This is a genomic window from Mycetocola sp. Y719, assembly GCF_056713205.1.
The window spans coordinates 1182853-1209476 of record NZ_JBWYGY010000001.1 but is presented as its reverse complement, the minus strand read 5'-3'; the positions used below and the strand labels follow the sequence as shown (position 1 = coordinate 1209476).

Below are 26624 nucleotides of genomic sequence, written 5' to 3'. Positions count from 1 at the left end.
GGAGCGCGAACGGCTAGCGCAGGCTCTTGCGTGACGTGATCTGTCCGGTGTCGAACCCGAACAGGTTGAGCCCGCCGTTGAACCGCGCGTGCTCCACCTTGATGCAGCGGTCCATCACGACGGTGAGGCCCTTCTCCTCGCCGTACCGCGCAGCCTCCTCATTCCAGATGCCGAGCTGCACCCACACGGTTTTCGCGCCGCTGGCGAGCACGTCGTCGATCACGGCGGGGATGTCGCTCGCCTTACGGAACACATCGACGATGTCAGGCACCTCGGGGAGCGAGGCGAGGTCCGGGTAGGCCTTCTGGCCGAGGATCTCGGTCGCGTTCGGGTTGACGAAGTACACGCGGAAGTCGCTCGACTGGAGCAGGTAGGTGCCGACGAAGTAGCTCGAGCGCGCGGGGTTCGGTGAGGCGCCGACGATCGCGACGGATTTCGCCGTGCGCAGGATGCCGAGGCGTTCCTTCGCGTCAGGGCCCACCCAGGTACGCTGCGACTTCAGCAGCTTCGCGAGGGGGGAGTCCGCCGGGAGCGAGCAGGTCAGCCCGTTCTGCAGCTGCGTGGTGACGAGGTCGGTCATGGTCATGCCTCCACTGCCTGTGTGAGTGCCTGGTCCAGGTCGTAGATGATGTCGTCGACGTCTTCGATGCCGACGCTCAATCGCACCACACCGGGAAGCACGCCGGCGTCGACGAGCTGCTGCTCGGTCAGCTGAGCGTGGGTGGTCGATGCCGGGTGGATGATGAGCGTCTTGGTGTCGCCGATGTTCGCGACATGGCTGGCGAGGTCGACGGATTCGATGAGCTTCTGCCCGACGGTACGGCCGCCCTTGACGACGAAGCTGAACACGCTGCCTGGGCCCTTCGGAAGGTACTTCTTCGCGCGCTCGTGGTGCGGGTGCGACTCGAGGCCGGCCCAGTTGACTGCTTCGATGCGCGGGTCCTGTTCGAGCCAGCCGGCGACGGCGGCCGCGTTGTCGACGTGAGCCTGGATCCGGTAGGACAGCGTCTCGACGCCCTGCGCCAGCTGCGCTGCGGACGTGGCCGACAGGGCGGGGCCGATGTCGCGGAGCTGCTCGGCGCGCAACCGGGTGAGGAAGGCGTATTCGCCGAAGTTGCCCGACCACTGCAGGCCGCCGTAGCTTGGCACCGGCTGACCGAACAGCGGGAACTTGTCGCTGTGCCAGTCGAACCGGCCGCTCTCCACGACGACACCGCCGAGGGTAGTGCCGTGCCCGCCGAGGAACTTCGTGGCCGAGTGGGTGACGATGTCAGCGCCCCACTCGATCGGGCGGTTGAGGTATGGCGTTGCGATCGTCGAATCGATGACGAGGGGGATGCCGTGGGCGCGGGCGACGTCGGCGAGTCCCTCGATGTCGGCGATCTCTCCTGACGGGTTCGCGATCGTCTCGGCGAAGATGAGCTTCGTCTTGTCAGTGATGGCAGCGGCGTAGTCCTCGGGGTTCGCCGACTGAACGAACGTCGTGTCGACACCGAAGCGGCGCAGGGTCACGTCGAGCTGGGTGATCGACCCGCCGTAGAGATTCGCGGACGCGACGATGTGGTCGCCTGCGCCGACGAGGCTGGCGAAGGTGATGTACTGCGCGGCTAGGCCGGATGCCGTCGCGACGGCACCGAGTCCGCCCTCGAGACTGGCCACCCTTTCCTCGAAGCTGGCCACTGTCGGGTTGGCGAGCCTGGAGTAGATGTTGCCGTACTTCTGCAACGCGAAGCGGGCCGCGGCATCCGAGGTGTCGTCGAAGACGAACGCCGTCGATTGGTAGACCGGCAGGGCGCGGGCGCCTGTTGCCGAGTCGGGGATGTTGCCCGCGTGGATTGCTCTTGTGCGGAAGCCGTATTCGCGATCTGCCATGATACCGAGGCTACCGGCTCAGTCGACGGCCGGTTCTGCGTCGTCGTAACACTGTGACGCAGAGGGCTGGGCGGCTCAGCCGACGAGGTGAACCGCGGCGAGGGCGAGGAGCGCGATGAGCAGCCAGGCCAGCAGGCCGACGACGAGCGCACGCCAGCCGGTCGTCAGCAGTCGGCGGAGATCCACACCGGCACCGAGCGCGAACAGGGCCAGCGCGAGCAGGATCGTCTGCACGGTGTCTGCCGCCGAGAGCGCCGTTTCGGGGACCGGCAGGAAGGTCCGCACGAGGATGGCGAGGAGAAAACCGACGACGAAGAGGGGGACGATCGGCGGCCGCGTGCTTCCGGTCGGGACAGCGCGGCGACGCTCCACGACGGCGGCGACGGCCACCATCGGCGCAAGCATCAGCACGCGGGTGAGCTTCACGACGAGGGCCACGGCCAGCGCGCCCGAGCCGGCGAGCTGGGCTGTTGCGACGACCTGGCCGACGTCATGGACGCCTGCACCGACCCAGTGACCGAACTGCAGGGTATCGAGCCCGAGTGGATGCCAGAACGCGGGAAGGACGAAGATGGCGAGTGTCCCGCACAGGGTGACGAGGGCGATCGGCGGCGCCTGGTCCGAGTTCTTCGCCCGGACCACTCCGGCCATCGCGCCGATCGCGCTCGCCCCACAGACCGCGAATCCGGTCGCGATGAGCAACGGCTCGTGACCGGGCAGGCGGAACAGCTTGCCGAGTGCCCACGTTCCGCCGAAGCTCACCAGCACGATTGCCACCGTGCTGAAGAACGTGGCCCAGCCGAGGCCGGCGACGTCGACGAGGCTGAGCTTCAGCCCGAGCAGGACGACACCGATCCTCATCAGCCGTCTGGCCGAGAAGGCGATGCCTGCGGCGAAGACGCCGTCCAGGAGGGCGCGGCTCGCCGGGATTTGCCCGACGACGATGCCGAGCACCACGCAGAAGGTGAGCAGCGGAACGACGGGCACGAGGAGATGGACGCCGGAGGCGACGGCGACGGCGACGGCCGCGAGGGCCAGCCCAGGGGCGCGGGACCGCCACACCGGGAGGGCCTGCGGTGCTGTCACACCCACGTCGGCAGCCAGGAATGCAGCATCCAGAACCAGTACGGCACGGTCGTGGCCGACCAGAGCGGGTACCAGAACACGCTGAGGAGCACTGCGGACACGAGGAAGACGGCGGTGAGGGCGATTCCCCTGCTCCTGCGCCAGGTTTCGTCCTCGGCGGAACCGAGGACGAGTCCGAGAACGAAGGCCAGCCCGAGAAGAAGATAGGGGAGGAAGACGATCGTGTAGAACTGGAAGACGGTTCGCTCCGTGTAGAGCAGCCAGGGAAGGTAGCCGGCGACGACCCCCATGAGGATCAGGCCCACCCGCCATTCGCGGTAGCGGGCGAGGCGGTAGACGAGGTAGAGCAGCGCTGCGACGGCCGCCCACCAGATCACGGGGTTCGCGATCGACGTGATCGCCTGGGAGCACGGCTCGGCAACGCAGCCCTCTTCGCCCGCGCCAGGCGACGCGTACCACATGCTCGTCGGCCTGGTCATGGCGAGCCAGCCCAGCGGATTCGCCGAGTATGGATGTGGCTGCGTCAGCCCGACGTGGAAGGTGTAGATCGACTGCTGATAGTGCACGAAGCTCTGCCAGACCGGAGGGACCCAGGCGAACGCTCCCGTCCAGGCGTTCGAGGCCTGATCGGCCCAGTGCCGGTAGTAGCCGTTGTCCGTGACGAACCAGTTCGTCCAGCTCGCCACATAGACGGCGATGGCTGGCGGCACGAAGAGGAGGAACGTGGCCGGACCCTGCTTGAGCACGGCCGCGCTTGTCCACAGCCCGAGGCCGAGCCTGCGCCTGGTCAGTGCATCGACGACGATCAGGTAGAGGCCGAACGCGGCGAGGAAGTAGAATCCGCTCCACTTCACTCCTGAGGCAAGGCCGAACGAGAGCCCGGCCGCGAGCACCCAGGGGCGCCACCAGATGACCGGACCCCAGGCCGGGTTCCGACCGGCTGCCCTGGCGGCGGCCACGCGCGCGCCGAGCACCCGTTCGTGCCTGGTTCTGTCGAGCAGTACGCAGCCGAATCCGAGCAGGGTGAACAGCATCACGGAGTTGTCGAGGATGGCGACCCGCGACATGACGATCGCCTGGCCGTCGATGGCGAAGAGGAACCCGGCGAGAACCGCGAGGAGGGTGGAGGCGAAGAGACGGCGCGCGATGAGCATGAGCAGCAGGACGGCGAGAGTACCCACGATCGCCGTGGAGATCCGCCAGCCGACGCTGTCCCCTGCGCCGAACACCGCCAGCCCCAGGGCGATCATCCACTTGCCGAGCGGCGGGTGCACGACGTACGACGGGTCGTCCAGGAATCCGGACGTGTCACCGCGGTTGAACGCGGCATCAGAGTCCGCCGGCCACGACGACTCGTACCCGTTCTGCAGGAGCGTCCAGGCATCCTTGACGTAGAAGGTCTCGTCGAAGACGAGGGAGTGCGGGTGACCGAGGTTCCAGAATCGCAGGATGCCGGCCAGCAGCGTCACGAGAAGCGGCGCCCCCCAGTACCAGGCCAGTCGGCGGCGCCTGGTCGACAGCATCCGCGTGGCCCACTCGTCCAGCCGGGAACCGCGTTCGACGGGTTCATCGTCGACGGTGTCGACGGGGCCGGTGACGTCGGCCTGGTCGCCGGTCACGACCTCGCCGAACGGCGCGCGATTCGGGGTGGACACCCTGCAATGCTAACGACAGGCGCGGCTCTGCCTGCCGCCCGGGGTGGGAGACTGGAGCCATGATCATCCTCGCAGCGACCCCGATCGGAAACCTCGGGGACGCATCGAAGCGCCTCGTCGACGCACTCAGCACGGCAGAGGTCGTCGCCGCCGAGGACACCAGGACGACCGTGAAGCTGCTCAAGGGGCTGGGGATCGCCCACAAACCGCGGCTGGTGAGCCTGCACGAGCACAACGAGCGGGAGAAATCGGCAGAGCTGATCGAACTGGCCCGCGAGTCCGACCTCCTGGTGCTCAGTGACGCGGGGATGCCGACCGTGTCAGACCCCGGCTATCACCTCGTCGTCGCGGCCGTCGACGCCGGAGTCGCTGTCACCGTCATCCCCGGTCCGAGCGCGGTCATCACGGCGCTCGCCGTCTCAGGGCTTCCCACCGACCGGTTCACGTTCGAGGGCTTCCTGCCGCGCAAGCATGGGGACCGCGTGCAGGCCCTGCGCCTGCTCGAGCACGAGCGACGCACGATGGTCTTCTTCGAGTCGCCGAACCGCCTCGCGGCCTCGCTCGCCGACACGGCATCCGTCTTCGGCGCAGACAGGCGCGTCGTCGTCTGCCGCGAGCTGACGAAGATGTTCGAGGAAGTGAAACGCGGCACCGCCACTGAACTGGCCGAATGGGCCGGGGCCGGCGTGCGCGGCGAGATCTGCGTCGTCGTCGCCGGCGCAGAGAAACGGGAGTTCAACCTGCACGACGGCGTCGTCCAGGTCCTCGAACTCGTCACGGCAGGGGAGCGGCTGAAGGATGCCACTGCGCAGGTCTCCGAGGCCACAGGTCTGAGCAGGCGCGAGCTGTACCAGGCGGCGCTCGCCGTCAAGAACTGACGCGAGTTGCAAGGTATGAGGGGGTCGCGCCCGCCTCGTACCCCCGCAAACCCAGCAACTCGCGGGCGGGCGTAACGCAGGGGGGTCCGGCCATAGGATTGTTCCCATGGCCAGCGGCAAATCCTTCTACATCACCACGCCCATCTTCTATGTGAACGATGCGCCCCACATCGGGCACGCGTACACAGAGGTGGCCGCAGACGTCCTCGCACGCTGGCACCGCCAGGCCGGCGACGACACCTGGTCGCTCACGGGCACCGATGAGCACGGCGAGAAGATCCTCCGCACGGCGACCGCCAACGGCACCACTCCGAAGGAATGGGCCGACAAGCTCGTCAACGAGGCGTGGAAGCCGTTGCTGAAGACGATCAACATCAGGAACGACGACTTCATCCGCACCACAGATGAGCGTCACGAGACCAACGTGCAGCTGTTCCTCCAGCGGCTGTACGACGCCGGCTTCATCTACTCGGGCGAGTACGAGGCCCTGTACTGCGTCGGTTGTGAGGAATTCAAGCCTCAGTCCGAGATCGTCGACGGAACAGGACCGTTCGAGGGCCAGAAGGTCTGTGCGATCCACTCCAAGCCGCTCGAACTGCTCAAGGAGAAGAACTACTTCTTCCGGATGAGCGACTTCACCGACCGACTGCTCGCCCTCTACGAGGAGCGGCCGGACTTCGTCCAGCCCGAATCCGCGCGAAACGAGGTCATCCAGTTCGTCCGCCAGGGACTCAGCGACCTGTCGATCTCCCGGTCCAGCTTCGACTGGGGTGTGAAGGTGCCGTGGGACGACTCACACGTCGTCTACGTCTGGTTCGACGCCCTCCTCAACTACGTCACAGCGGTCGGCTACGGCCAGGACGACGAAGAGTTCGCCCGCAGATGGCCGGCCACCCACATCGTCGGCAAGGACATCCTCCGCTTCCACGCCGTCATCTGGCCCGCCATGCTGATGGCCGCAGGACTCGACGTGCCGAAGCAGGTCTTCGGCCACGGCTGGCTGCTCGTCGGCGGCGAGAAGATGTCGAAATCGAAGCTCACCGGCATCGCACCGACCGAGATCACCGACACGTTCGGGACGGATGCCTTCCGGTATTACTTCATGCGCGCCATCGCCTTCGGTCAGGACGGCTCGTTCAGCTGGGAGGACCTGTCCGCCAGGTACCAGGCCGAGCTCGCGAACGGGTTCGGGAACCTGGCCTCCCGGGTGGTGGCGATGGTGAGCCGCTACTACGACGGTGTCGTCCCGTCCGAAGCCGAACCGACCGAAGCCGACCTCGGCATCCGCGCTGTCGTCGCGGCCGCCGCTGCAAACGCGGATGCCGCCGTTGACAAGCTGGCCGTCCACGACGCGCTCGCGGCCATCTGGACGATCGTCGACGAACTCAACGGCTACATCACCGACCAGGAACCGTGGGCCCTCGCCAAGGACGAGGCCAACCGGGACAGGCTCGGCACCGTGCTGTACACGGCCGTCGACGGCCTTCGTGCCCTCGCTGTGCTGCTCTCACCCGTGCTGCCTGACGCGACCGCGCGGCTGTGGACGTCGCTCGGCGCCGCCGAAGCCCTCGGCGCGCTCGACGACCAGCCGCTCCGCGAAGCGGGGACCTGGGGCCAGCTCCCGGCAGGAACGACGGTCTCGGCTCTCGAGGCACTGTTCCCGCGCATCGAGAGCACCGTCAACTGACCGGCCCGGATCCCCGGCCTCGATTCGCCGCCCAAGTGGGGTACCGTCGAAGCCATGACTGATCCCGCTTCCACGCGCACGGAATTCAGCTACCCCCCGCTGCCTGAGGCTCTTCTCGTGCCGGTGTACGACAACCACACGCACCTCGACCCCGACGTCGCATCCGGTCGCCCGGTCGCCGACGGCGCCCTGGACTACCGGCAGCACCTCGACCGCGCGTCGAGTGTCGGCGTCCGCGGGATCGTCCAGGTCGGCACGGACGTGCCCAGCTCCATCTGGAGCGCCGAGACCGCCGCCATCGAACCCCGGATGCTTGCCGCGGTGGCCATTCACCCGAACGAGACACCGCGGCTCGACGCCGATGGCACCCTCGACGACGCCCTGGCCGCGATCGACGAACTCGCCGCCCGCCCCCGCGTCCGCGCCATCGGCGAGACCGGTCTCGACTTCTACCGCACAGGACCGGACGGCAGGCACGCCCAGCAGCGTTCGTTCGAAGCCCACATCCGGATGGCGAAGGACCACAACCTCGCCCTGCAGATCCACGACCGCGACGCGCACGCAGAGGTTCTCGAGACCCTCCGCCGTGTCGGAGCGCCCCAGCGCACCGTCTTCCACTGCTTCTCCGGTGACGCCGAGCTCGCCCGGGAGTGCGCCGACAACGGCTGGTTCATGTCGTTCGCCGGTACCGCGACGTTCAAGAACGCGCAGAACCTCCGGGACGCCCTCGACGTAGCCCCTCGGAACCTGCTGCTGATCGAGACGGATGCCCCGTACCTCACGCCGATGCCGCACCGCGGCCGGCCGAACGCCCCGTATCTGCTTCCGTACACGGTGCGGTCCATCGCGGCCCACCTCGGCACCGATCCGTCGATGCTGGCCGCCCAGATCTCGTCGAACACCGAATACGTCTACGGTCACTGGGACGACGACCCCGTGAGCTCGCCCCCTGACCCCTACGACACCCCCTCACAGAAGGACGGCTCATGAGCCTGCTCGGCCCCGCAGAGATCCGTGACCTGGCCGACCTCCTCGACGTCCAGCCGACCAAGAAGCTCGGCCAGAACTTCGTCGTCGACGCGAACACCGTCCGCCGTATCGTCAAGGTGGCGAAGGTCACCGCGGGCGAACATGTCGTCGAAGTGGGTCCAGGGCTCGGTTCACTCACCCTTGGACTGCTCGCTGCAGGGGCAAGTGTCGTGGCGGTCGAGATCGACCACCGCCTCGCCGACCAGCTCCCGAAGACGGTCGAACTGCTGCAGCCGGGCGCGCCGCTCACGGTCGTGAGCGCCGACGCCATGCGGATCACGGACCTGCCGGGAGACCCGACCAGGCTCGTCGCGAACCTTCCGTACAACATCTCGGTGCCTGTCCTGCTGCACCTCCTCGAGCACTTCCCGTCGATCAGGGCTGGCGTCGTCATGGTCCAGGCCGAAGTCGGACACCGGCTCGCCGCTGAGCCCGGGTCGAAGATCTACGGCAGCCCCAGTGTGAAGGCGAGCTGGTACGGCGCGTGGCGGACCGCAGGCAACGTGAGCCGTCAGGTCTTCTGGCCCGTCCCGAACGTGGATTCGGTTCTCGTCGGCTTCGAACGACGCGAAGACGCGATCGGTACCGAGGAGGAACGCGTCACCACGTTCAGCATCGTCGACGCCGCATTCCAGCAGCGCCGTAAGATGCTGCGACAGTCGCTCGGACAGCTCCTCGGCGGGTCTGCGGCGGCAACGGATGCCATGACCGCTGCGGGCGTCGCGCCGACGGCACGCGGTGAGGAACTCACCGTCCACGATTTTCTTGCGATTGCCAGGCAGGTCGGGTCGCTCTGATGGTCGTCTCGCCGCAGAGCGGGAACACGGGGGACGCCTCCGTGCTCGCGGCGACAGGGCGGAGCCGCGAGCACTGGCGGGAGACGCTGGCGGACGTCGGGGCGGGCGCGTGGAGCCACAACGCCATCGCCACCTGGCTCGTCGCCGAGAACGGTGTGAACCCGTGGTGGGCGCAGAACATCACCGTGGATTTCGAACAGCACGCCGGGCGACGCCGTCCAGGGCAGCGTGCCGACGGCACGTTCGAGGTCACGGCATCCCGTCGCGTCACCGATGAACAGGAGGCGGCCCTCAGCGCCGCAGTTGACTCCGTCTCTGCAGCCCTCGGCCGACCGGCGTCGTCGGTGAATGCGTCAGGGAAGTACTACAGCGCCAGGTGGAAGCTCGACGACGGAACGGCTGTGACCGCGAGCGTCCCGCCGAGCTCAGGCGGCAAGAGCACCGTCGCTCTGACCTTTCTCGGGCTCCCATCGGAGGAGGCCATGCCCCTGGCGAAGGAACTCCTGCGAAACGCCCTGCCCCCTGCGCTGCGTTAGGTTGGATCCATGACCGCTCCGCTTGCCCAGACGTTCGCGCACGCACGGGCGCCAGGCAAGATCAACGTCTTCCTCAAGGTCGGCGAACTCATGGACGACGGCTACCACGACCTCGCCACCGCCTATCAGGCCGTTTCGCTCTACGAAGAGGTCCGTGCATTCCCGGCGTCCGATTTCTCCGTCAGCTTCAGCGGTCCGATCGACACGTCGTCACTCGCGGTCGACGGCAGCAACCTCGCCATCAAGGCCGCCCGGATGCTCGCCCGCAAGGCCGGCTACCGCGGAGGAGTCCGGCTCGAGATCGAGAAGCACGTCCCGATCGCCGGTGGAATGGGCGGCGGGTCCGCGGACGCCGCTGCCAGCCTCCTCGCCTGCGACGCCCTGTGGGGCACGGATGCCTCGCGCGAGGATCTCATCGCGATGGGAGCGAGGCTCGGCGCTGACGTCCCGTTCGCCCTCATCGGCGGCACGGCGATCGGCACGGGCAGGGGAGACCGCCTCAGCCCGGCGCTGGCGAAGGGCACCTTCCACTGGGTGCTGGCCCTCGCCGAGTTCGGGATGTCGACTCCCGACGTCTACCGCGCTCTCGACGCCCACCGGGAACGCCACGCACAGGACATCTTCCCCGCCCAGGCACAGCCCACCGTCGACACCGAGGTGCTCCAGGCCCTCCGCGCCGGAGACGCCAGGCAACTCGCCGAAGCACTGCACAACGACCTCCAGGCTGCGGCGCTCCACCTCGCGCCCGGGCTCGGCACCATCCTCGAACTCGGGGAACAGATGGGTGCGCTGGCCGGTATCGTGTCGGGATCAGGACCCACCGTCGCGTTCCTCGCCCCTGACGCCGACACCGCACTCGAACTACAGGTCGGACTCAGCGCCTCCCGGCTGCACGTCATCCGGGTGACAGGGCCCGTCCACGGGGCGCGGCTGCTGCACGACTGAGTGGTGGGACCGTCCGCCTCCGGCGCTTAGTCTTGGAGGGTGGCCCATCTTCTCGGAGCGGAACAGCTCCACCTTGAATACCCGACCCGTGTGATCTTCGATAACGTCACTGCCGGGGTGAACGAGGGCGACAGGATCGGCGTCGTCGGACGCAACGGCGACGGAAAGTCGACCCTGCTCTCCCTCCTCGCCGGCCGGATCGAGCCGGACGGCGGCCGCGTCACCCGACGCCGCGGCGTCACCATCGGCATGCTCGACCAGCGCGACGAGCAGCCGGACGATCTCATCGTCTCCCAGGCCATCGTCGGATCGGCCGAGGAACACGAGTGGGCAGGAAGCTCCCTCATCCGTGACGTCATCTCCGGGCTCATCCAGGACATCCCGTGGCACGCCACCATCGGCTCGCTCTCCGGCGGCCAGCGCCGCCGCGTCGCCCTCGCCGCGCTCCTCGTCGGCGACTGGGACGTCATCTTCCTCGACGAGCCCACCAACCACCTCGACGTCGAGGGCATCGCCTGGCTGGCCAACCACCTCAAGAAGCGCTGGTCGCCCTCCAGCGGCGGACTCATCGTCGTGACACACGACCGGTGGTTCCTCGACGAGGTCTGCACGGCCACGTGGGAGGTCCACGACCGGATCATCGAACCGTTCGAAGGCGGTTACGCCGCATATATCCTCCAGCGCGTCGAACGCGACAGGATGGCCGCGGCAAGCGAATCGAAGCGGCAGAACCTCATGCGTAAGGAACTCGCCTGGCTGCGCCGCGGAGCGCCCGCGCGGACGACGAAGCCGAAGTTCCGCATGGATGCCGCATACGAACTGATCGAACACGAACCTGAGCCCCGCAACACGGTCGCACTCGCGCAGATGGCCACCTCCAGGCTCGGCAAGGACGTCGTCGACCTGCTCGACGCCGGGGTGGTCTACCCGGATCCCGAATCGGCGACAGGGACGAGGACGGTCCTCAAGGACATCGAGTGGCGGATCGCGCCGGGGGAGCGGACAGGCATCCTCGGCGTCAACGGTGCAGGGAAGTCCACCCTGCTCGGTCTCGTCACCGGAACGGTCGAACCGACCTCCGGCCGGGTCAAGCGTGGCAAGACCGTTCGCATCGCCAGCCTCACCCAGCAGCTCGACGAGCTCACCGAGTTCGAGAACGAGCGGGTGTCGACGGTCGTCGGCATGCAGAAGACCTCGTACGTGACCGGTGACAAGGAGATGACCCCCGGGCAGATGCTCGAGCGGCTCGGCTTCTCGAGCGCCCAGCTCTCCACACCGGTGAAGGACCTGTCAGGAGGGCAGCGCCGCAGGCTGCAGCTCCTGCTCATCCTCCTCGACGAGCCGAACGTCCTCATCCTCGACGAGCCCACAAACGACCTCGACACCGACATGCTCGCCGCGATCGAGGACCTCCTCGACTCGTGGCCCGGCACTCTTCTCGTCGTCTCGCATGACAGGTACCTCGTAGAACGGGTCACCGACCAGCAGTACGCGGTGCTCGACGGGCACCTGCGCCACCTCCCTGGAGGCGTGGATGAATACCTCGCGCTCCGTGCCGGCCAGGGCGCTGCAGCGCTGATCGCCCCGCTCGCCGCCGACGGTTCCGTCCAGGCATCGACCCCGAAGCTCGGGGGAGCCGAGCTGCGGAACGCGCAGAAGGAGATCGCCTCGACCGACAGGAAGATCCAGAAGGTCAGGCAGAAGATCGTCGACACCCACGAGCTCCTCGCCACCCACGACCAGGGTGACTACGTCGGCCTCGGCGACCTCAGCGAAAAGCTGCGAGGGTACGAATCCGACCTGGTCGAGCTCGAGACACGCTGGCTGGAACTCTCCGAACTTCTCGAGTAGCCACCCGGAGCGGCCGGCCGGCGTTCCGGCCGGTTGCCCCGTCGTCGCCTACCGCACAAAAAACGCCGGCCTCCACGGTTTCCCGTGAAGGCCGGCGTTCAAAGAATCACAAGGTCAGCCGAGGCTGACGGAGTAATAGTTTTGGTTACAGCGGGCGGATGTTCTCAGCCTGCAGGCCCTTGGGGCCCGTTGCGGTTTCGAATTCAACCTTCTGGTTCTCTTCGAGCGAGCGGAAGCCGCTGGAAGCGATGGCCGAGAAGTGCGCGAACACGTCGGCGCTTCCGTCATCGGGAGCGATGAATCCGAAGCCTTTTTCTGCGTTAAACCACTTGACGGTTCCTGTTGCCATGATGATCTCCTTAGGAGTCTTGCGTGGATGCCGACTGTCGGCATCCCAAATGCGGCGTACCTGTCCGCTCCTACAAGAAACGGCGGTTCTTCAGATGAAGGAACCGCCGTAAATCAATCACTGCGTAACACTACTACTGCGTTGCCCACACTAACCCACGCTCCGGCAAAGCACAACCGCAAGCCAAATTTCGCTGATTATATGCCCAGAGCCGTACTGTAATCAGTTCCGGGCATATGCACTCGCGTAGTGTCTGGAACATCCCGTTTACATCACGGCTGGGAAGCCGGACCTACCACTTTGGGAGGTGCCATGACGCTTACTGCGACCCTTGGCCCTGTACGCAAGACCACCGCACGCATCGATGGGCTGGAAAATCCAACCACGACCTTCGCATCGCTTCTGAAGACCATCCGGGAGGCCGGCCTCCTGCAGCGCCGCACCGGGTTCTACATGCTCGTCCTCTCTGCCCTTGCCCTTGCGCTCGGCGGACTCGCTACCGGGTTCATCCTGCTCGGCGACTCCTGGTTCCAGCTGCTCATCGCAGCGGGCCTCGGCCTCATCCTCACCCAGGTCGCCTTCGTCGCCCACGAGGCCTCGCACCGCCAGGTGTTCGAGTCCGGCCCGGCAAACGACCGCCTCGGGCGGATCCTTGCCGATGGCGTTGTCGGCATCAGCTACGCCTGGTGGATGACCAAGCACACGAGGCACCACGCCAACCCGAACACGGTCGGCAAGGACCCCGACATCGAGATCGACACGATCTCGTTCATCGAGGAAGACGCTGCGAAGGCGAAGGGCGTTCTCGCGTTCATCACCAGGAAGCAGGGCTACCTGTTCTTCCCGCTGCTCACCCTTGAAGGCATCAACCTGCACTTCCGCTCCATCCTGACGCTGTTCACGACCGAGAAGGTCGACAAGCGCTGGCTCGAGCTCACCCTCATCGCCCTGCGGCTCGGACTGTACCTCGCCGTTCTCTTCACCTTCCTCCCCATCGGAATGGCGTTCGCCTTCCTCGGTGTCCAGATGGCCGTCTTCGGCGTCTACATGGGTGCGTCCTTCGCACCGAACCACAAGGGGATGCCGCTCATCGCAGAAGGCGCGAAGGTCGACTTCCTCTCCAAGCAGGTCCTGACCAGCCGCAACATCCGCGGCCGCGGCATGAGCTACTTCATGGGCGGGCTCAACTACCAGATCGAGCACCACCTCTTCCCGAGCATGCCCCGCCCGCACCTCAAGCACGCTCGCGAGATCGTGATCGAGCACTGCAAGACCATCGGCGTCCCATACACGGAGACGACCCTGGTCCGCTCGTACGCGATCGTCGTCGACTACCTCAACCGGGTCGGGCTCTCCGCTCGCGATCCGTTCGACTGCCCAATGGTCAACCAGTTCCGCCGACCCTAGGTCCTGTCGCCGAGATCCCCCGCTGAGCCCCGACCAGGGCCGGCGGGGGATTTTGCATTCCCGCGGGAAAAAAGCTTGCGCCATTCTTACAACGCTGTAAAGTTGGCCGGGTCCACGAGGGAGTGCACAATGACCGACCTGACCCACCTGTCCAGGCGAACACTGCTGATCGGCGGAGCCGCCGTTCTCGGCGGGGCGATGATCGGGCCAGGGCTCGCCGGCTGCTCCGTCGTCGGCGGCGACGAAGCACGTCCGCTGAAGTTCTGGCACCTGCTTTCCGGCGGTGACGGGATCGTCATGGCCGGCCTGGTCGACCAGGCCAACGCCGACAATCCCGAGTTCAACGCCACGCAGACGGTGCTTGCCTGGGGCACGCCGTACTACACGAAGCTCGCCATGGCATCCGTCGGCGGGCGGGCCCCTGACGTGGCCATCATGCACGCGTCACGGCTGCCGGGCTATGCACCTGGGGGCCTCCTCGACCCCTGGGACCTGGACCTGCTCGAAGAATTCGGTGTCACGGAGCAGGACTTCCCCGAACGGATCTGGGAGAAGGGGATCATCGACGGCGACCTGTTCTCGATCGCGCTCGACGCGCATCCGTTCATCCTGATGTACAACACGGACGTCGCGGAACGGGCCGGGGTCCTCGGCGAGGACGGACAACTGGTCGAGATCACGTCGCCTGAGCAGTTCCTCGAGGTCGCAGCGGCGATGCAGGAAGTGACGGGAAAACACGGGCTCTCGTATGGCTACCTCGGTGACGGTGCGCAGATGTGGCGGCTGTTCTACACGTTCTACAAGCAGCTCGGCGCGGACATGTCGCTGAATCCCGGCGAACCCGCACAGATCGATCACGACGCAGCCGTGACGGCCCTCGACTTCATCAAGCAGCTGCTGGACGGCACCATCGCCGCCACCAACGGCGACTACGCGACCGCCGTCGCCGAGTTCGTCAACGGCGAGAGCGGCATGTTCTTCACCGGTGTCTGGGAACTGCCGACAGCCGTCAAGGCCGGCATCCCGTTCGACGCCCAGCCCATCCCGAACCTCTTCGGCACCCCTGCCGCATACGCCGATTCGCACGCATTCGTGCTCCCGCACCAGTCGACACCGGACGAGGCACAGCGCCGCGAGGTTTACCGCTTCGTCTCCAGCGTCCTGAAGGGATCGTTCGACTGGGCCGGTGCCGGCCACATCCCGGCATTTCTCCCGATCATCGAATCCGACGGTTACGCCGACCTCGTTCCGCAGGCTCACTACGCGTCAGCTGCCGAGGTGCTCAACTACGACCCGCCGGCATGGTTCACGGGCTCCGGCTCGGACTTCCAGACCTACTTCGCCGAGTACGTCCAGGGCGTCTATCGAGGCGGCGACTCCGCTGAGGGCATCCAGGGCTTCGAAGACCGCCTGAACAAGCTCCTCGCCAAACCAAACCCGGTCGCCTGAGTAAGGAGCCTGCAATGACGACATCAGCAGTCAGCAGCCGCGCACAGGGCCAGGCGGGCCCGGCAGCGGCGGATACAAAGAGCTCGAGGCGGAGGGCGGCAAACCTCACAGGCTGGGCGTTCTTCGCGCCGTTCGGCATCTTCTTCGCTCTCTTTCTCATCTGGCCGATTCTCTACGGCCTCTACCTCAGCTTCACCGGAACGACACTGACCGGCGCCAACACGGATTTCGTCGGCTTCGCGAATTACGCGGAAGCTCTGGGCGATCCGGACATGTGGCGTTCGATGGGCAACACGCTCTGGTTCACCGTCCTGTCGACGATCCCCCTCGTGCTCATCGCGCTCATCATGGCGCTGCTCGTCGACCTCGGTCTTCCCGGCCAGTGGCTCTGGCGGCTCTCGTTCTTCATGCCGTTCCTCCTGGCGTCGACCGTGGTGTCGCTGTTCTGGGTCTGGATGCTCAACCCTCAGCTCGGGCTCATCAACGAGATGCTCAAACCGTTCGGTGTCGAGCCGATCGCCTGGCTCCAGGATCCGGCGTGGGCCATGCACGGAATCGTCGTCGCGACCGTGTGGTGGACGGTGGGCTTCAACTTCCTGCTCTACCTGGCCGCCCTGCAGAACATCCCCGAGCAGCAGTACGAGGCGGCATCGATCGATGGAGCGGGCAAATGGCGCCAGCTCTTCTCGATCACCCTCCCGCAGCTCGCCCCGACGACCGGGCTGATCCTCATCCTGCAGGTTCTCGCCTCGCTCAAGGTGTTCGACCAGATCTACCAGATGACCTCTGGCGGTCCTGGCGGCGCGACCCGCTCAGCCGTCGTGTACATCTTTGAGACAGGATTCACCGGATACCGCTTCGGCTACTCCGCGGCGATCTCGTTCATCTTCTTCGCGATCATCATCATCATCTCGATCATCCAGATACGCATCTCGCGCAGCAGGGGGGCACGGTCATGACCGCCGTCGACACGACCACCGTCGAGGTCCGGGCCCGCACGACGACCTCGCGCAAACCGGGGGAGAAACGTTTCGGCGTCGGCCGGATCGTCGCGATCGCCATCCTCATCCTCATGGCCGCGGCCTGGCTGCTTCCGTTCGCATGGGCCATCGTCACGTCGCTGAAGAGCGAAGCGGATGCCGGGGCGACGCCCGTCACCTGGTCCGCTCCCAACGGCTTCACGTTCGAGGCGTACGCCAACGTGCTCAGCGAGGGGAACATCCCGATCTGGGCGATCAACAGTCTGCTGACGTCTGCGGTGATCACCGTCATCACGGTCGGCACGGCCGCCCTGGCCGCGTACGCGTTCTCGCGACTCGATTTCGCCGGCCGCGGCTGGCTGTACTTCCTCGTCATCGCGTCGATCATCATCCCGCCGCAGGTGCTCATCATCCCGCTGTTCTACGAGATGCTCGCCTTCAACCTGGTCGACACCTACTGGGGACTCATCCTGCCTCAGGTCGTCCACCCGGCCATGGTGTTCATTCTCAAGAAGTTCTTCGACCAGATCCCGATCGAGCTCGAGGACGCCGCGCGCGTCGACGGGGCGCACCGGCTCCGGATCTTCTGGACCATCGTGCTGCCGCTCTCGCGTCCCATCCTGTCCGCGGTGGCGATCTTCGTCTTCATCGCGGCGTGGAACAACTTCCTCTGGCCGTTCATCATCATCAACGACACGTCGCTGATGACCCTCCCGGTCGGTCTGCAGACGGTCAAGAGCGCGTACGGCGTGCAGTACGCGCAGAACATGGCGATGGCTCTCCTGGCAGCAGCGCCGCTGATCATCCTCTTCCTCTTCTTCCAGCGACAGATCATCAAGGGCATCGCCACCACCGGCTTCGGCGGGCAGTAGGCGCGTGACCGACGAAAGGCACACATGAGCACGGCGCGAATCACCCTCGACCGCGAGTTCACGGTGGGGGATGTTCCCCGCCGGTTGTTCGGATCCTTCGTCGAGCACATGGGCCGGTGCGTCTACACCGGAATCTACGAGCCTGGACACCCCTCGGCCGACGCGTCCGGGTTCCGCACAGACGTGCTCGACCTCGTGCGCGAACTCGGCCCGACCGTCGTGCGTTACCCGGGCGGGAACTTCGTCTCCGGCTACAACTGGGAAGACGGCGTCGGTCCGGTCGAGAAACGGCCGCGGCGACTGGACGGCGCCTGGCACACCGTCGAAACCAACGAGTTCGGCCTGCACGAGTTCATGGACTGGTCCCGGCTCGCCGACGTCGAGGTGATGCAGGCCATCAATCTCGGGACACGGGGAGTGGATGCCGCGCGCGAGCTCGTCGAGTACGCGAACCACCCGGGTGGCACGTACCTGTCCGACCTGCGCAAGGCCAACGGCTCCGATGAGCCGTTCGACATCAAACTCTGGTGCCTGGGCAACGAATTGGACGGACCCTGGCAGATCGGCCACAAGACCCCAGAGGAGTACGGCCGCCTCGCCAAGGAAGCCGCGAAAGCCATGCGCTACGTCGACCCGAGCATCGAACTCGTGGCCGTCGGCAGCTCCAACTCAGGGATGCCGACTTTCGGAGAGTGGGAGCACACGGTGCTCAGCCACGTGTACGACGAGGTCGACTACATCTCCCTGCACGCCTACTACCAGGAACACGACGGCGACGCCGCGAGCTTCCTCGCCTCAGCACTCGACATGGACCACTTCATCGAGTCGGTGATCTCCACCGCGGACGCCGTCCGCGCGCGAGGCAGGCACAAGAAGCACATCAACCTCTCGTTCGACGAATGGAACGTCTGGTACCAGCGCGGTAAGGACACCGAAGACCAGGAGCATCGGGTCAAGGAGTCCGGCTGGCGGGAGCACCCGCGGCTGATCGAGGACGAATACACGATGACGGATGCCGTCGTGGTCGGCACCTTCCTCAACTCGCTTCTTCGGCACGGGGACCGGGTGCACATCGCCAACCAGGCGCAGCTGGTGAACGTGATCGCACCGATCCGCTCGGAGGAGAACGGGCCGGCCTGGCGTCAGGCCATCTTCTGGCCGTTCGCGAGGATGGCCGCGCTCGCTCGCGGCAGGATTCTCTCCGCGAGGGTCGCAGCCGACCGCATCGACACCGCCCAGTTCGGCGGCGCGGACGTCGTCGACGTCAGCGCGACCTGGGACGAGGAGAACTCGAGGGTGGCGCTGTTCCTGGCCAACCGGAGTCTCGACGATGCGGCCGACGTCGACCTGGTGCTCCACGGCTTCCGGGCCGAGCACGTCGTCAGGGCCGAGGTCCTCGAAGCGCCGGACGGCGACCGTCACACGTCGAACTCTCCTGACGAGGAGCGGGTCCGCCTGCGCCCGTTGTCCGGAGTCAGCGTGATCGACGGGGGAGTGAAGCTCAGCCTTCCCGCCCTGTCGTGGGCGGTGCTCGAGGTCGACGTCGCCGTCTGACGGCCGTAGGCGGCCGGGCCCGGCGTACTCTCAGAAATCGGCCGGACTGCGACCACAGCGCGCGCCCGCCGACGGTCGTTTCCCCGGCATCCGGCGGAATCGAAGATTCTGAGGCCGGAGGACGTTTCAGCCGGACATTCTGTTACGGAGCATGACGACTCGCTTCGCTTTCTGGAGAATTCCCAGCTATTTTTGCTCTGTGCCAGCGTCGACGCGGCGCAGCTCCCCTTTTCCTCCGGGAACCTCCGGTGTTCGCTGTGCCCGCACGTCGCCCACCGATGGCACGCACCACGCGTCACGAACGCTGAACAAAAGGAACCACTGTGAAGAAGTCATCCCTCAGGAAGAGCATCCTGGCCTCTTTGGCCGTCGTGCCGCTCGCAGCGCTCCTCGCTGGGTGCGCCGGGAACGCCGGCGGCACCTCCGACGATGCATCGGGCGAAAACGAGACCGTCAAAATCGGAGTCGTCGGCGCGAGCGACCCCTACTGGGAGACCTACGTCGAGGCTGCGGCCGACGAGGGAATCACTGTCGAGCTCGTCGACTTCTCCGACTACAACCAGCCGAACCCGGCGTTGGCCGAGGGCGAAGTCGACCTCAACCAGTTCCAGCACATCATCTACCTCGCGCAGTTCAACGAGGCCAACGGCCAGGACCTCGTGCCGATCGGCGCGACGGCGATCTACCCGCTCGGCCTCTACTCGACCCAGTACGAGAACGTCGAGGACATCCCCGACGACGCCACCGTCGCCGTCCCCAACGACCCCAGCAACCTGGCTCGCGCGCTCCTCGTCCTGCAGTCGGCGGACCTCATCACGCTGAAGGGCGGCGGAAGCACCTTCTCCACCGTCTCCGAGATCGATGAGTCCAAGTCCCGTGTGAAGGTCACCGAGCTCGACCCGACCCTCACGGCCACGTCGCTTCCTGACGTCGCCGCGGCGATCATCAACAACGACTTCATCGTCGACTCCGGCCTCGAAGCCACCGACGCCATCGCCCAGGACGACCCGTCCGACCCGAATGCGCTCCCGTACGTCAACATCTTCGCCGCGCGGTCGGAGGACGCTGACAACGAGACCTACAAGAAGCTCGTCAAGATCTACCAGGACACGCAGGCCGTCACCGACGGTGTCATCGAGAACTCCGGCGGAACCGCTGTCATCGTGAAGACCCCGGTCGAGGACCTGATCGCGTCGCTCAAGACCGAGCAGGAAAACATCGCCAAGCAGGGCTAGGACCCACGTCAAAGCACGAGAAAGCGTGAGAGGCGCCGGAGCATCCGCTTCGGCGCCTGTTCGCGTCAGCGAGAGGAACACCCCGTGAGCATCGTCAGCATGACTGATGTCGTGAAGTCGTACCCATCGTCCGAGAAGGGTGGCACCCCCGTCGTCGCGATCGACGGCGTGACCATCGAGGTCGAGCGGGGTGACGTCTACGGGATCATCGGCTATTCCGGCGCCGGTAAGTCCACGCTCGTCCGCCTGGTGAACGGACTCGAGAAAGCCACCTCAGGCAGCATCATCGTCAACGGCACCGAGATCACGTCGCTCCGCGAACGCTCGATGCGCGCCGTCCGCGGTGACATCGGGATGATCTTCCAGCAGTTCAACCTCTTCAACTCGAAGACAGTGGCCAGGAACGTCGCGTACCCGCTCGAGGTCGCCGGCCGCCCGGCTGCAGAGGTCACGGCCCGCGTCGCCGAGATGCTCGCCTTCGTCGGGTTGAGCGACAAGGCGAAGAACTATCCCGACCAGCTCTCCGGCGGGCAGAAGCAGCGCGTGGGCATCGCCCGCGCTCTCGCCACCTCCCCGTCACTACTCCTCGCAGACGAGGCAACCAGCGCGCTCGACCCGGAGACGACGAGCGAGGTGCTCGGCCTGCTCGACCGGGTGAACCGTGAGCTCGGCGTCACCATCATCCTCATCACCCACGAGATGGACGTCATCCGCAGCCTCGCCACGAAGGTCGCGGTCATGGACGGCGGTCGGATCGTCGAGCGCGGCGACGTCTTCGACGTGTTCTCCCAGCCGCAAAACGCGGCATCCGCGCGGTTCGTGTCGACCGTCGTGCAGGGCATCCCGTCCCCGGTCGAGGTCGCCACGCTCAAAGCCCGCCACGATGGCAGGATCGTCACCTTCTCGTTCCGAGACGGCAACGACTCCCAGGCGCAGGTCTTCCTCGACCTCGCGGCCGCTGGCATCCGTTTCGAACTCGTCTACGGCGGGATCAACGACATCCGCGGCCGGGCGTTCGGCCACCTGACGCTCGCCCTGACCGGTGAGGATGCCGCGATCGATGCGGCGCTGACCCGAATAGCCACCCACTCAGAAGTGACGGAGGTGAGCTGAGGTGGACAAACTCATCGACCTTCTGCCCCTGCTCGGTGAAGCGGCGTGGGAGACGCTGTACATCGTCGCGGCCAGCCTGCTGTTCGGCGGGATCGCGGGACTGTTCATCGGCCTCGGCCTGTACACGACACGGGCGGGCTCGATCCTCGAGAACCGGTTCGCCTTCACCGTGATCAACGTGCTCGTGAACATCTTCCGCCCGATTCCGTTCATCATCTTCATCGCTGCCATCCAGCCGCTTGCGCGCGCCGTCCTGGGAACGGGCATCGGCAACGGCGCACTCATCTTCGCCATCTCGATCGGTGCGGCGTTCGGCATCAGCCGCATCGTCGAGCAGAACCTGCTCACCGTCTCGCCCGGCGTGATCGAAGCGGCTCGCGCAGCGGGTGCAGGACCGTTCCGGATCATCCGCACTGTCCTTCTGCCTGAGGCTCTCGGACCGCTGATCCTCGGTTACACCTTCGTGCTGATCGTTCTCGTGGACATGTCGGCGGTCGGCGGCTACATCGGCGGCGGCGGGATCGGTAACTTCGCGATCCAGTACGGCTACCGTCAGTTCAACCCGGTCGTCACCTGGGCGGCCGTGCTCGTCGTCATCGTGTTCGTGCAGGTGATCCAGTTCGTGGGCAACAAGCTCGCGCGCAAGATCATGAGGCGCTGACGTCCGTCAGTTCTGGTCGAACCCCAGGCTGAGCTTCCGCAGGAGCGCGGCCAGCTTGTGCTGGTCTGCGGTCGACAGGGCGGACAGCAGCTCGGACTCGGCATCGACAAGCCGGGTGATGGCCGCGTCGACGCGTGTGAGACCGGTTGCGGTCATCACGACGAGGATGCCGCGGCCGTCCCCTGGGTCCGCCTTGCGTTCGACCAGGCCCGAATCGACGAGCCGGTCGATCCGGTTGGTCATGGTTCCGCTCGAGACGAGCGTCTGCTGCAGCAGCTGCTTAGGGCTCAGGGTGTACGGTCTCCCTGCCCGGCGGAGGGCGCTGAGCACGTCGAATTCCCACGACTCGAGCTTCGACCTGGTGAACGCGGTCTTGCGCGCCCTGTCGAGGTGCCTGGTCAGCCGGCCGACTCGGGACAGCACCTGCAACGGGGCGAAGTTGAGGTCGGGGCGTTCGGTCTGCCACGCGTCGACGATGCGGTCGACTTCGTCGGTGTCTTCGGGCATGTTCCCATTATGACGGCGAGACGGCGGCGGGCGGTCCGGCAAGTATCTGGCAGACTTGGTTCCTGCACGCGAGTGCGGTCCGCCTTAGTGTAATGGCAGCACGGCAACCTTTGGAGTTGTTCGGTCCAGGTTCGAGTCCTGGAGGCGGAGCGGAGAATCCCGGCCAACCGGACCGGCACGACAGACCACCATCCGGGCTTCGCGCCCATCGCACTCTCGGGGAGAACCTGTGCCAGACACCAAGCTCGCCATCGTCATCCTGGCCGCAGGCCAGGGGACACGGATGAAGTCCTCGACCCCCAAACTGCTGCACCCGATCGCGGGTGTGCCGCTCGTCGGTCACGTCCTCGCCACGGCACGGGCGCTCGACGCCGCGCACGTGGTCGCGGTCGTTCGGCACGAGCGTGATCGCCTCGTCGAGGTCATCACCGCCGAGCTGCCTGACAGCATCATCGTCGACCAGGACGAGGTGCCCGGCACCGGTCGTGCCGTCGAGCAGGCCGTCGCCGCGCTCCCGGCCGACTTCGACGGCGACGTCCTCGTCGTCAACGGAGACGTTCCGCTCCTCGACGCGGAGACTCTCGCCTCCCTCGTCGCCCGCCACCGCGACGCGGGGACGGCTGCGACCCTGCTCTCCGCGATCCTCGACGACGCGACCGGATACGGTCGAATCATCCGCGGCGACTCCGGCGGCCTCGACTACATCGTCGAGCAGAAGGACGCATCGGACGCCGAGCTCGCCGTCCACGAGATCAACGCCGGGGTATACCTCTTCACGCTCGGCACCCTGCGGGCACAGCTGGCGAACCTCACCACGGACAACGCGCAGGGGGAGAAGTACCTCACGGACGTCGTCGGGCTGCTCCGCTCGGCCGGCGGCGGCGTGGATGCCATCCCTGTCGCGGAACCGTGGCTGGTTGAAGGGGTCAACGACCGGGCACAACTCAGCGCACAGGCCTTGCGGCTCAACGCACTGATCGTGCGGGGATGGCAGATGGCCGGTGTCACGGTCCAGGACCCGGCGTCGACGTGGATCGACCTCAAAGCGACCCTCGCCCCAGACGTCACCCTCAAGCCGGGTACACAGATCCTCGGCGCCACCGCGATCGAGACCGGCGCCGTCATCGGGCCAGACACCACCCTCGTCGACTGCGAGGTCGGTGAAGGCGCCGAAGTGAAGCGCACGGACGCGACCCTCGCTGTGATCGGTGCCGGGGCATCCGTCGGCCCGTTCTCCTACCTGCGACCGGGAACGATCCTTGGTTCCGACGGAAAGATCGGGGCATTCGTCGAGACCAAAAATGCCCGGATCGGCACCGGCAGCAAGGTGCCGCACCTCTCCTACGTCGGCGACGCCGAGATCGGCGAGGGCTCCAACATCGGCGCAGGCAGCATCTTCGCCAACTACGACGGTGTGAAGAAGCACTCCTCGGTCGTGGGCTCCCACGTGCGCACCGGGTCGCACGGTGTCTTCGTCGCTCCGGTTAGAATTGGCGACGGGGCTTACACCGGCGCAGGAACAGTCGTCCGCAAGGACGTCCCGGCCGGAGCGCTGGCCATCAGCGTCGCCCCACAGCGCAACATGGACGGGTGGACGGTTTCGCACCGGCCAGGCACGGCAGCAGCCCAGGCGGCTGAGGCAGCACAGCAAACTTCTCTCGAAGAAAACTAGGCAGTAACGCCGACGGTGTCGGCAGGAAGCAGGGGTCGTGTCGGGCATCAAAAGCAGTGGAGTGAAACGACTCGTTCTCGTGTCAGGCCGTGCGCATCCGCAACTGGCCGTCGACATCGCTGCAGAGCTCGGTTCGGAACTCGTGCCGACGGATGCCAGGACCTTCGCGAACGGCGAACTCTACGCCCGCTTCGATGAGAGCGTGCGGGGGAGCGACGCTTTCGTCATCCAGTCCCACACGGCACCGATCAACGAGTGGCTGATGGAACAGCTGATCATGGTTGACGCGCTCAAGCGGGCCTCAGCGAAGCGCATCACCGTCGTCGCGCCGTTCTACCCTTATGCCCGCCAGGACAAGAAGGGCCGCGGACGTGAGCCCATCTCCGCCCGTCTCGTGGCCGACCTCTTCAAGGTGGCGGGCGCCGACCGCATCATGTCTGTCGACCTTCACGCCGCCCAGATCCAGGGCTTCTTCGACGGCCCCGTCGACCACCTGTTCGCGATGCCCGTTCTCCTGGGCCACTTCCGCGAGAAGCTCGATCCGAGCACCCTCACTATCGTCTCCCCTGACATGGGCCGGGTCAGGGTCGCAGACATCTGGAGCGACAAGCTCGGCGTTCCCCTCGCGATCATCCACAAGCGCCGCGACCCGCTGGTCCCGAACCAGGTCTCCGTGCACGAGATCGTCGGTCAGGTCGAGGGGCGTGTCTGCCTCCTTGTCGACGACCTCATCGACACCGGCCGTACCATCGTTCGCGCCGCGGAGGCACTCAAAGCCGCAGGGGCCATCGGCGTCGTCGTCGCCGCCACTCACGCGGTGTTCAGCGACCCGGCCACCGAGATCCTGCAGAGCGACTTCATCGACTCCGTCGTCGTCACCGACACGCTGCCGATCCCGGAGGAGAAGCGGTTCGAACGGCTCACGGTGCTGCCGATCGCCCCGCTGCTCGGGCGCGCCATCCGTGAGGTCTTCGAGGACGGCTCCGTGACGAGCATGTTCGACGGCGCGGCATAAGCCGACACCCAACAGGCCAAGGAAGAGGGCGGAATATCCCGACTATCCCGCCCTCGAGGATTCTCCGGAATATCCCGTCGTCCGGGTGCTCTCACTAGCGCCTAAGCGGGGTAACTCGGGGGAGAATCTTCTACTTCTGAGGGTAGTTCGGAATGGGCCCCCGCACAGGGGGTTGACAGTTTTCGAACCCGTGATCTCAGCCGACCTGCCTCACTCGCTCGAGAACGACCCGGCGTCTGCTGCGGCGATCCGGGTGCTCTGCTCGAGAATTTCGTCCTCGGAGATGGCGATGCCTGCGTCCGAGAATCGCTGGCGGAGTGCCTCGAGAATCTCGGCCTGATCGTGCCCGGCGAGGTCGGCTTCCTCCTGGATGAGGATGCCGGCCACCTTGTCGTCGAGCGGTTGCGGGTGCTGGTCCTCGACGGGCGTATCCAGGGTGTGGTCGTCGGTCATGATGATCTCCTCGTGGTTGGGGTCCCCATTGTCCTCCGCAGCGGGCGCGCCGCCAACGGGCAGGCGAGCCACCCGGGCGATTCCCAGCCGGGGACTCTCAGTAGGGGAAGATCGTCAGCCACTCGGGGTTGTGGGCGTGCAGCAGCACGAGGAACAGCACGAAGTCGAACAGCAGGTGCACGCTGACGATGTAGCTGAGCGACTTGGTCTGCTTGAAAATCCAGCCCTGAACGAGTGCGAACGGGAAGATGATCAGAGGGCCCCAGGCGTGGAAGCCGAGTTCCCAGAGGAACGAGGTGAACAGCACGGCCTGGATGAGGTTCGCCTGCCAGTCGGGGAAGTGCCTGCGGAGCAGGGTGAAGCACGTGCAGATGAAGAACAGTTCGTCCCAGATACCGAGCGCGTTGGTGCCGAGGAAGAGGCGCGCGATCTCGTCAGGGGAGGATGCCGCCGGCCAGTTCTCGTAGACACCGGTCGGGATCATGTAGATCGGCAGCAGGATCCAGCCCAGCACGACAACGGCGATGAGGTACCACCATTCGACCTTCGTCCAGCGTTGCCCTGTCGCCACCGGGAACCGGATCGCGTGGTCGCGGTACAGGAAACGTGACGTCAGGTACGGGACGAGTACAGCGGCAGCGAGGGCGATCCCCATGATGATCATGTGGTCCCAGGAGATGTCCGTGTTGATCTGGACGAGGCTGATGATCACCAGGCCGGCGGCGATGAGCAGCAGGTCCTTCGCGAAAGCGCGATTGACGATGACGGCGGCGATCAGCGCAGCGAGGAGGACGACGTAACCGCCAGGGCGCCAGTGGACTCCGAAGAGCAGGAAGCCGGACGCGGCGAGCAGAAGCCCGGGCAGGAGGTTCCAGCTGACCACGCGGCGGGTCTCGGGGGTGGTCGTCGACAGGTTCGAGGTCATGGGGCCTTCCGGTGTGCGGCGTTACCTCGAGCGTACCGGGCCGAACGGTTTCCGGCCTCGCCCGCAACCGGAACGGGCCCCCACCGCGGAAGCGGT

The 26624-nt window shown here is 66.2% G+C and carries 25 protein-coding genes and 1 tRNA gene; 18 read left to right on the top strand and 8 right to left on the bottom strand.

From position 1 onward, the window contains the following. Positions 1–13: 13 nt before the first annotated feature. From AC1M0F_RS05660 to AC1M0F_RS05645, 4 genes are all read right to left on the bottom strand, one after another. Positions 14–586: a CoA-binding protein gene (locus AC1M0F_RS05660; RefSeq protein ID WP_480237209.1), complete on the bottom strand. Its 573-nt coding sequence runs from the start codon at positions 584–586 to the stop codon at positions 14–16. Further along, entirely contained in the window at positions 583–1872 is a 1290-nt protein-coding gene (locus AC1M0F_RS05655) for an O-acetylhomoserine aminocarboxypropyltransferase/cysteine synthase family protein (RefSeq protein ID WP_480237208.1), read from the bottom strand. The genes AC1M0F_RS05660 and AC1M0F_RS05655 overlap by 4 nt, the downstream gene beginning before the upstream one ends. A gap of 75 nt (positions 1873–1947) precedes the next feature. Beyond that, on the bottom strand, positions 1948–2958 hold the full coding sequence (locus AC1M0F_RS05650) for a YeiH family protein (protein WP_480237367.1): 1011 nt from the start codon (positions 2956–2958) through the stop codon (positions 1948–1950). Further along, the gene (locus tag AC1M0F_RS05645; RefSeq protein WP_480237207.1) at positions 2955–4613 is read right to left on the bottom strand and encodes a dolichyl-phosphate-mannose--protein mannosyltransferase; all 1659 of its coding nucleotides are present in this window, start codon (positions 4611–4613) and stop codon (positions 2955–2957) included. Before AC1M0F_RS05645 ends, AC1M0F_RS05650 begins: the two co-directional genes overlap by 4 nt. Before the next feature lie 59 nt (positions 4614–4672). Between AC1M0F_RS05645 and rsmI the strand changes: the two genes are divergently transcribed. The 7 genes from rsmI to AC1M0F_RS05610 all read left to right on the top strand — a co-directional run bounded on the left by rsmI (position 4673) and on the right by AC1M0F_RS05610 (position 12336). Next, positions 4673–5491 (top strand): 16S rRNA (cytidine(1402)-2'-O)-methyltransferase, encoded by an 819-nt coding sequence (gene rsmI, locus AC1M0F_RS05640; RefSeq protein ID WP_480237206.1) that lies wholly within the window; start codon positions 4673–4675, stop codon positions 5489–5491. Positions 5492–5597: 106 nt separating this feature from the next. After that, entirely contained in the window at positions 5598–7178 is a 1581-nt protein-coding gene (metG, locus tag AC1M0F_RS05635) for a methionine--tRNA ligase (protein WP_480237205.1), read from the top strand. A 54-nt stretch (positions 7179–7232) separates the two neighbouring features. Further along, entirely contained in the window at positions 7233–8168 is a 936-nt protein-coding gene (locus AC1M0F_RS05630) for a TatD family hydrolase (RefSeq protein ID WP_480237204.1), read from the top strand. Continuing rightward, the gene (rsmA, locus tag AC1M0F_RS05625; protein ID WP_480237203.1) at positions 8165–9004 is read left to right on the top strand and encodes a 16S rRNA (adenine(1518)-N(6)/adenine(1519)-N(6))-dimethyltransferase RsmA; all 840 of its coding nucleotides are present in this window, start codon (positions 8165–8167) and stop codon (positions 9002–9004) included. Before AC1M0F_RS05630 ends, rsmA begins: the two co-directional genes overlap by 4 nt. Further along, positions 9004–9540, top strand: coding sequence for a hypothetical protein (locus AC1M0F_RS05620; protein WP_480237202.1), 537 nt, complete (start codon positions 9004–9006; stop codon positions 9538–9540). The genes rsmA and AC1M0F_RS05620 overlap by 1 nt, the downstream gene beginning before the upstream one ends. Before the next feature lie 9 nt (positions 9541–9549). After that, positions 9550–10485, top strand: coding sequence for a 4-(cytidine 5'-diphospho)-2-C-methyl-D-erythritol kinase (locus AC1M0F_RS05615; RefSeq protein ID WP_480237201.1), 936 nt, complete (start codon positions 9550–9552; stop codon positions 10483–10485). A 39-nt stretch (positions 10486–10524) separates the two neighbouring features. Next, entirely contained in the window at positions 10525–12336 is a 1812-nt protein-coding gene (locus AC1M0F_RS05610) for an ABC-F family ATP-binding cassette domain-containing protein (RefSeq protein WP_480237200.1), read from the top strand. Between the two features lie 145 nt (positions 12337–12481). Here the strand turns inward: AC1M0F_RS05610 and AC1M0F_RS05605 are convergent, their stop codons facing one another. After that, positions 12482–12685 carry a cold-shock protein gene (locus tag AC1M0F_RS05605; protein WP_090712708.1) on the bottom strand — a complete coding sequence of 68 codons (204 nt, stop codon included), beginning with the start codon at positions 12683–12685 and terminating at the stop codon, positions 12482–12484. Between the two features lie 312 nt (positions 12686–12997). Here AC1M0F_RS05605 and AC1M0F_RS05600 point away from each other — a divergent pair, with 312 nt between their 5' ends. The 8 genes from AC1M0F_RS05600 to AC1M0F_RS05565 all read left to right on the top strand — a co-directional run bounded on the left by AC1M0F_RS05600 (position 12998) and on the right by AC1M0F_RS05565 (position 21956). Then, positions 12998–14092: a fatty acid desaturase family protein gene (locus tag AC1M0F_RS05600; protein WP_480237199.1), complete on the top strand. Its 1095-nt coding sequence runs from the start codon at positions 12998–13000 to the stop codon at positions 14090–14092. A 129-nt stretch (positions 14093–14221) separates the two neighbouring features. Then, a complete protein-coding gene (locus AC1M0F_RS05595; RefSeq protein ID WP_480237198.1) occupies positions 14222–15541 on the top strand; it encodes an extracellular solute-binding protein in 1320 nt (439 codons plus the stop codon). Between the two features lie 14 nt (positions 15542–15555). Next, positions 15556–16500 carry a carbohydrate ABC transporter permease gene (locus AC1M0F_RS05590; RefSeq protein WP_480237197.1) on the top strand — a complete coding sequence of 315 codons (945 nt, stop codon included), beginning with the start codon at positions 15556–15558 and terminating at the stop codon, positions 16498–16500. After that, positions 16497–17393, top strand: coding sequence for a carbohydrate ABC transporter permease (locus AC1M0F_RS05585; protein WP_480237196.1), 897 nt, complete (start codon positions 16497–16499; stop codon positions 17391–17393). The genes AC1M0F_RS05590 and AC1M0F_RS05585 overlap by 4 nt, the downstream gene beginning before the upstream one ends. A gap of 24 nt (positions 17394–17417) precedes the next feature. Next, entirely contained in the window at positions 17418–18947 is a 1530-nt protein-coding gene (gene arfA, locus AC1M0F_RS05580; protein WP_480237195.1) for an arabinosylfuranosidase ArfA, read from the top strand. Positions 18948–19270: 323 nt separating this feature from the next. Further along, entirely contained in the window at positions 19271–20182 is a 912-nt protein-coding gene (locus tag AC1M0F_RS05575; protein ID WP_480237194.1) for a MetQ/NlpA family ABC transporter substrate-binding protein, read from the top strand. An 84-nt stretch (positions 20183–20266) separates the two neighbouring features. After that, positions 20267–21295 carry a methionine ABC transporter ATP-binding protein gene (locus AC1M0F_RS05570; protein WP_480237193.1) on the top strand — a complete coding sequence of 343 codons (1029 nt, stop codon included), beginning with the start codon at positions 20267–20269 and terminating at the stop codon, positions 21293–21295. Between the two features lies 1 nt (position 21296). Further along, entirely contained in the window at positions 21297–21956 is a 660-nt protein-coding gene (locus AC1M0F_RS05565; RefSeq protein ID WP_480237192.1) for a methionine ABC transporter permease, read from the top strand. Positions 21957–21962: 6 nt separating this feature from the next. Here the strand turns inward: AC1M0F_RS05565 and AC1M0F_RS05560 are convergent, their stop codons facing one another. Continuing rightward, positions 21963–22463, bottom strand: coding sequence for a MarR family winged helix-turn-helix transcriptional regulator (locus AC1M0F_RS05560; protein WP_480237191.1), 501 nt, complete (start codon positions 22461–22463; stop codon positions 21963–21965). Positions 22464–22541: 78 nt separating this feature from the next. Between AC1M0F_RS05560 and AC1M0F_RS05555 the strand changes: the two genes are divergently transcribed. The 3 genes from AC1M0F_RS05555 (at position 22542) to AC1M0F_RS05545 (ending at position 25150) form a co-directional block, all read left to right on the top strand. Further along, positions 22542–22613, top strand: a tRNA-Gln gene (locus AC1M0F_RS05555). A 79-nt stretch (positions 22614–22692) separates the two neighbouring features. After that, complete coding sequence (glmU, locus tag AC1M0F_RS05550) at positions 22693–24135, top strand: bifunctional UDP-N-acetylglucosamine diphosphorylase/glucosamine-1-phosphate N-acetyltransferase GlmU (RefSeq protein WP_480237190.1); 1443 nt, start codon at positions 22693–22695, stop codon at positions 24133–24135. Positions 24136–24172: 37 nt separating this feature from the next. After that, positions 24173–25150, top strand: coding sequence for a ribose-phosphate diphosphokinase (locus AC1M0F_RS05545; RefSeq protein ID WP_480237189.1), 978 nt, complete (start codon positions 24173–24175; stop codon positions 25148–25150). A gap of 210 nt (positions 25151–25360) precedes the next feature. Here the strand turns inward: AC1M0F_RS05545 and AC1M0F_RS05540 are convergent, their stop codons facing one another. Both AC1M0F_RS05540 and AC1M0F_RS05535 read right to left on the bottom strand, forming a co-directional pair. Continuing rightward, positions 25361–25603 (bottom strand): hypothetical protein, encoded by a 243-nt coding sequence (locus tag AC1M0F_RS05540; protein ID WP_480237188.1) that lies wholly within the window; start codon positions 25601–25603, stop codon positions 25361–25363. 97 nt (positions 25604–25700) lie between these two features. Further along, entirely contained in the window at positions 25701–26528 is an 828-nt protein-coding gene (locus AC1M0F_RS05535) for a CPBP family glutamic-type intramembrane protease (protein ID WP_480237187.1), read from the bottom strand. Between the last annotated feature and the right edge of the window lie 96 nt (positions 26529–26624).

What these genes read in the sequence shown, in the direction of transcription:
- AC1M0F_RS05660 (WP_480237209.1), bottom strand. Translation starts at nt 586, where the DNA reads ATGACCATGACCGACCTCGTCACCACGCAGCTGCAGAACGGGCTGACC.
- AC1M0F_RS05655 (WP_480237208.1), bottom strand. Translation starts at nt 1,872, where the DNA reads ATGGCAGATCGCGAATACGGCTTCCGCACAAGAGCAATCCACGCGGGC.
- rsmI (WP_480237206.1), top strand. Translation starts at nt 4,673, where the DNA reads ATGATCATCCTCGCAGCGACCCCGATCGGAAACCTCGGGGACGCATCG.
- metG (WP_480237205.1), top strand. Translation starts at nt 5,598, where the DNA reads ATGGCCAGCGGCAAATCCTTCTACATCACCACGCCCATCTTCTATGTG.
- AC1M0F_RS05630 (WP_480237204.1), top strand. Translation starts at nt 7,233, where the DNA reads ATGACTGATCCCGCTTCCACGCGCACGGAATTCAGCTACCCCCCGCTG.
- rsmA (WP_480237203.1), top strand. Translation starts at nt 8,165, where the DNA reads ATGAGCCTGCTCGGCCCCGCAGAGATCCGTGACCTGGCCGACCTCCTC.
- AC1M0F_RS05620 (WP_480237202.1), top strand. Translation starts at nt 9,004, where the DNA reads ATGGTCGTCTCGCCGCAGAGCGGGAACACGGGGGACGCCTCCGTGCTC.
- AC1M0F_RS05615 (WP_480237201.1), top strand. Translation starts at nt 9,550, where the DNA reads ATGACCGCTCCGCTTGCCCAGACGTTCGCGCACGCACGGGCGCCAGGC.
- AC1M0F_RS05605 (WP_090712708.1), bottom strand. Translation starts at nt 12,685, where the DNA reads ATGGCAACAGGAACCGTCAAGTGGTTTAACGCAGAAAAAGGCTTCGGA.
- AC1M0F_RS05600 (WP_480237199.1), top strand. Translation starts at nt 12,998, where the DNA reads ATGACGCTTACTGCGACCCTTGGCCCTGTACGCAAGACCACCGCACGC.
- AC1M0F_RS05595 (WP_480237198.1), top strand. Translation starts at nt 14,222, where the DNA reads ATGACCGACCTGACCCACCTGTCCAGGCGAACACTGCTGATCGGCGGA.
- AC1M0F_RS05590 (WP_480237197.1), top strand. Translation starts at nt 15,556, where the DNA reads ATGACGACATCAGCAGTCAGCAGCCGCGCACAGGGCCAGGCGGGCCCG.
- AC1M0F_RS05585 (WP_480237196.1), top strand. Translation starts at nt 16,497, where the DNA reads ATGACCGCCGTCGACACGACCACCGTCGAGGTCCGGGCCCGCACGACG.
- arfA (WP_480237195.1), top strand. Translation starts at nt 17,418, where the DNA reads ATGAGCACGGCGCGAATCACCCTCGACCGCGAGTTCACGGTGGGGGAT.
- AC1M0F_RS05560 (WP_480237191.1), bottom strand. Translation starts at nt 22,463, where the DNA reads ATGCCCGAAGACACCGACGAAGTCGACCGCATCGTCGACGCGTGGCAG.
- AC1M0F_RS05540 (WP_480237188.1), bottom strand. Translation starts at nt 25,603, where the DNA reads ATGACCGACGACCACACCCTGGATACGCCCGTCGAGGACCAGCACCCG.
- AC1M0F_RS05535 (WP_480237187.1), bottom strand. Translation starts at nt 26,528, where the DNA reads ATGACCTCGAACCTGTCGACGACCACCCCCGAGACCCGCCGCGTGGTC.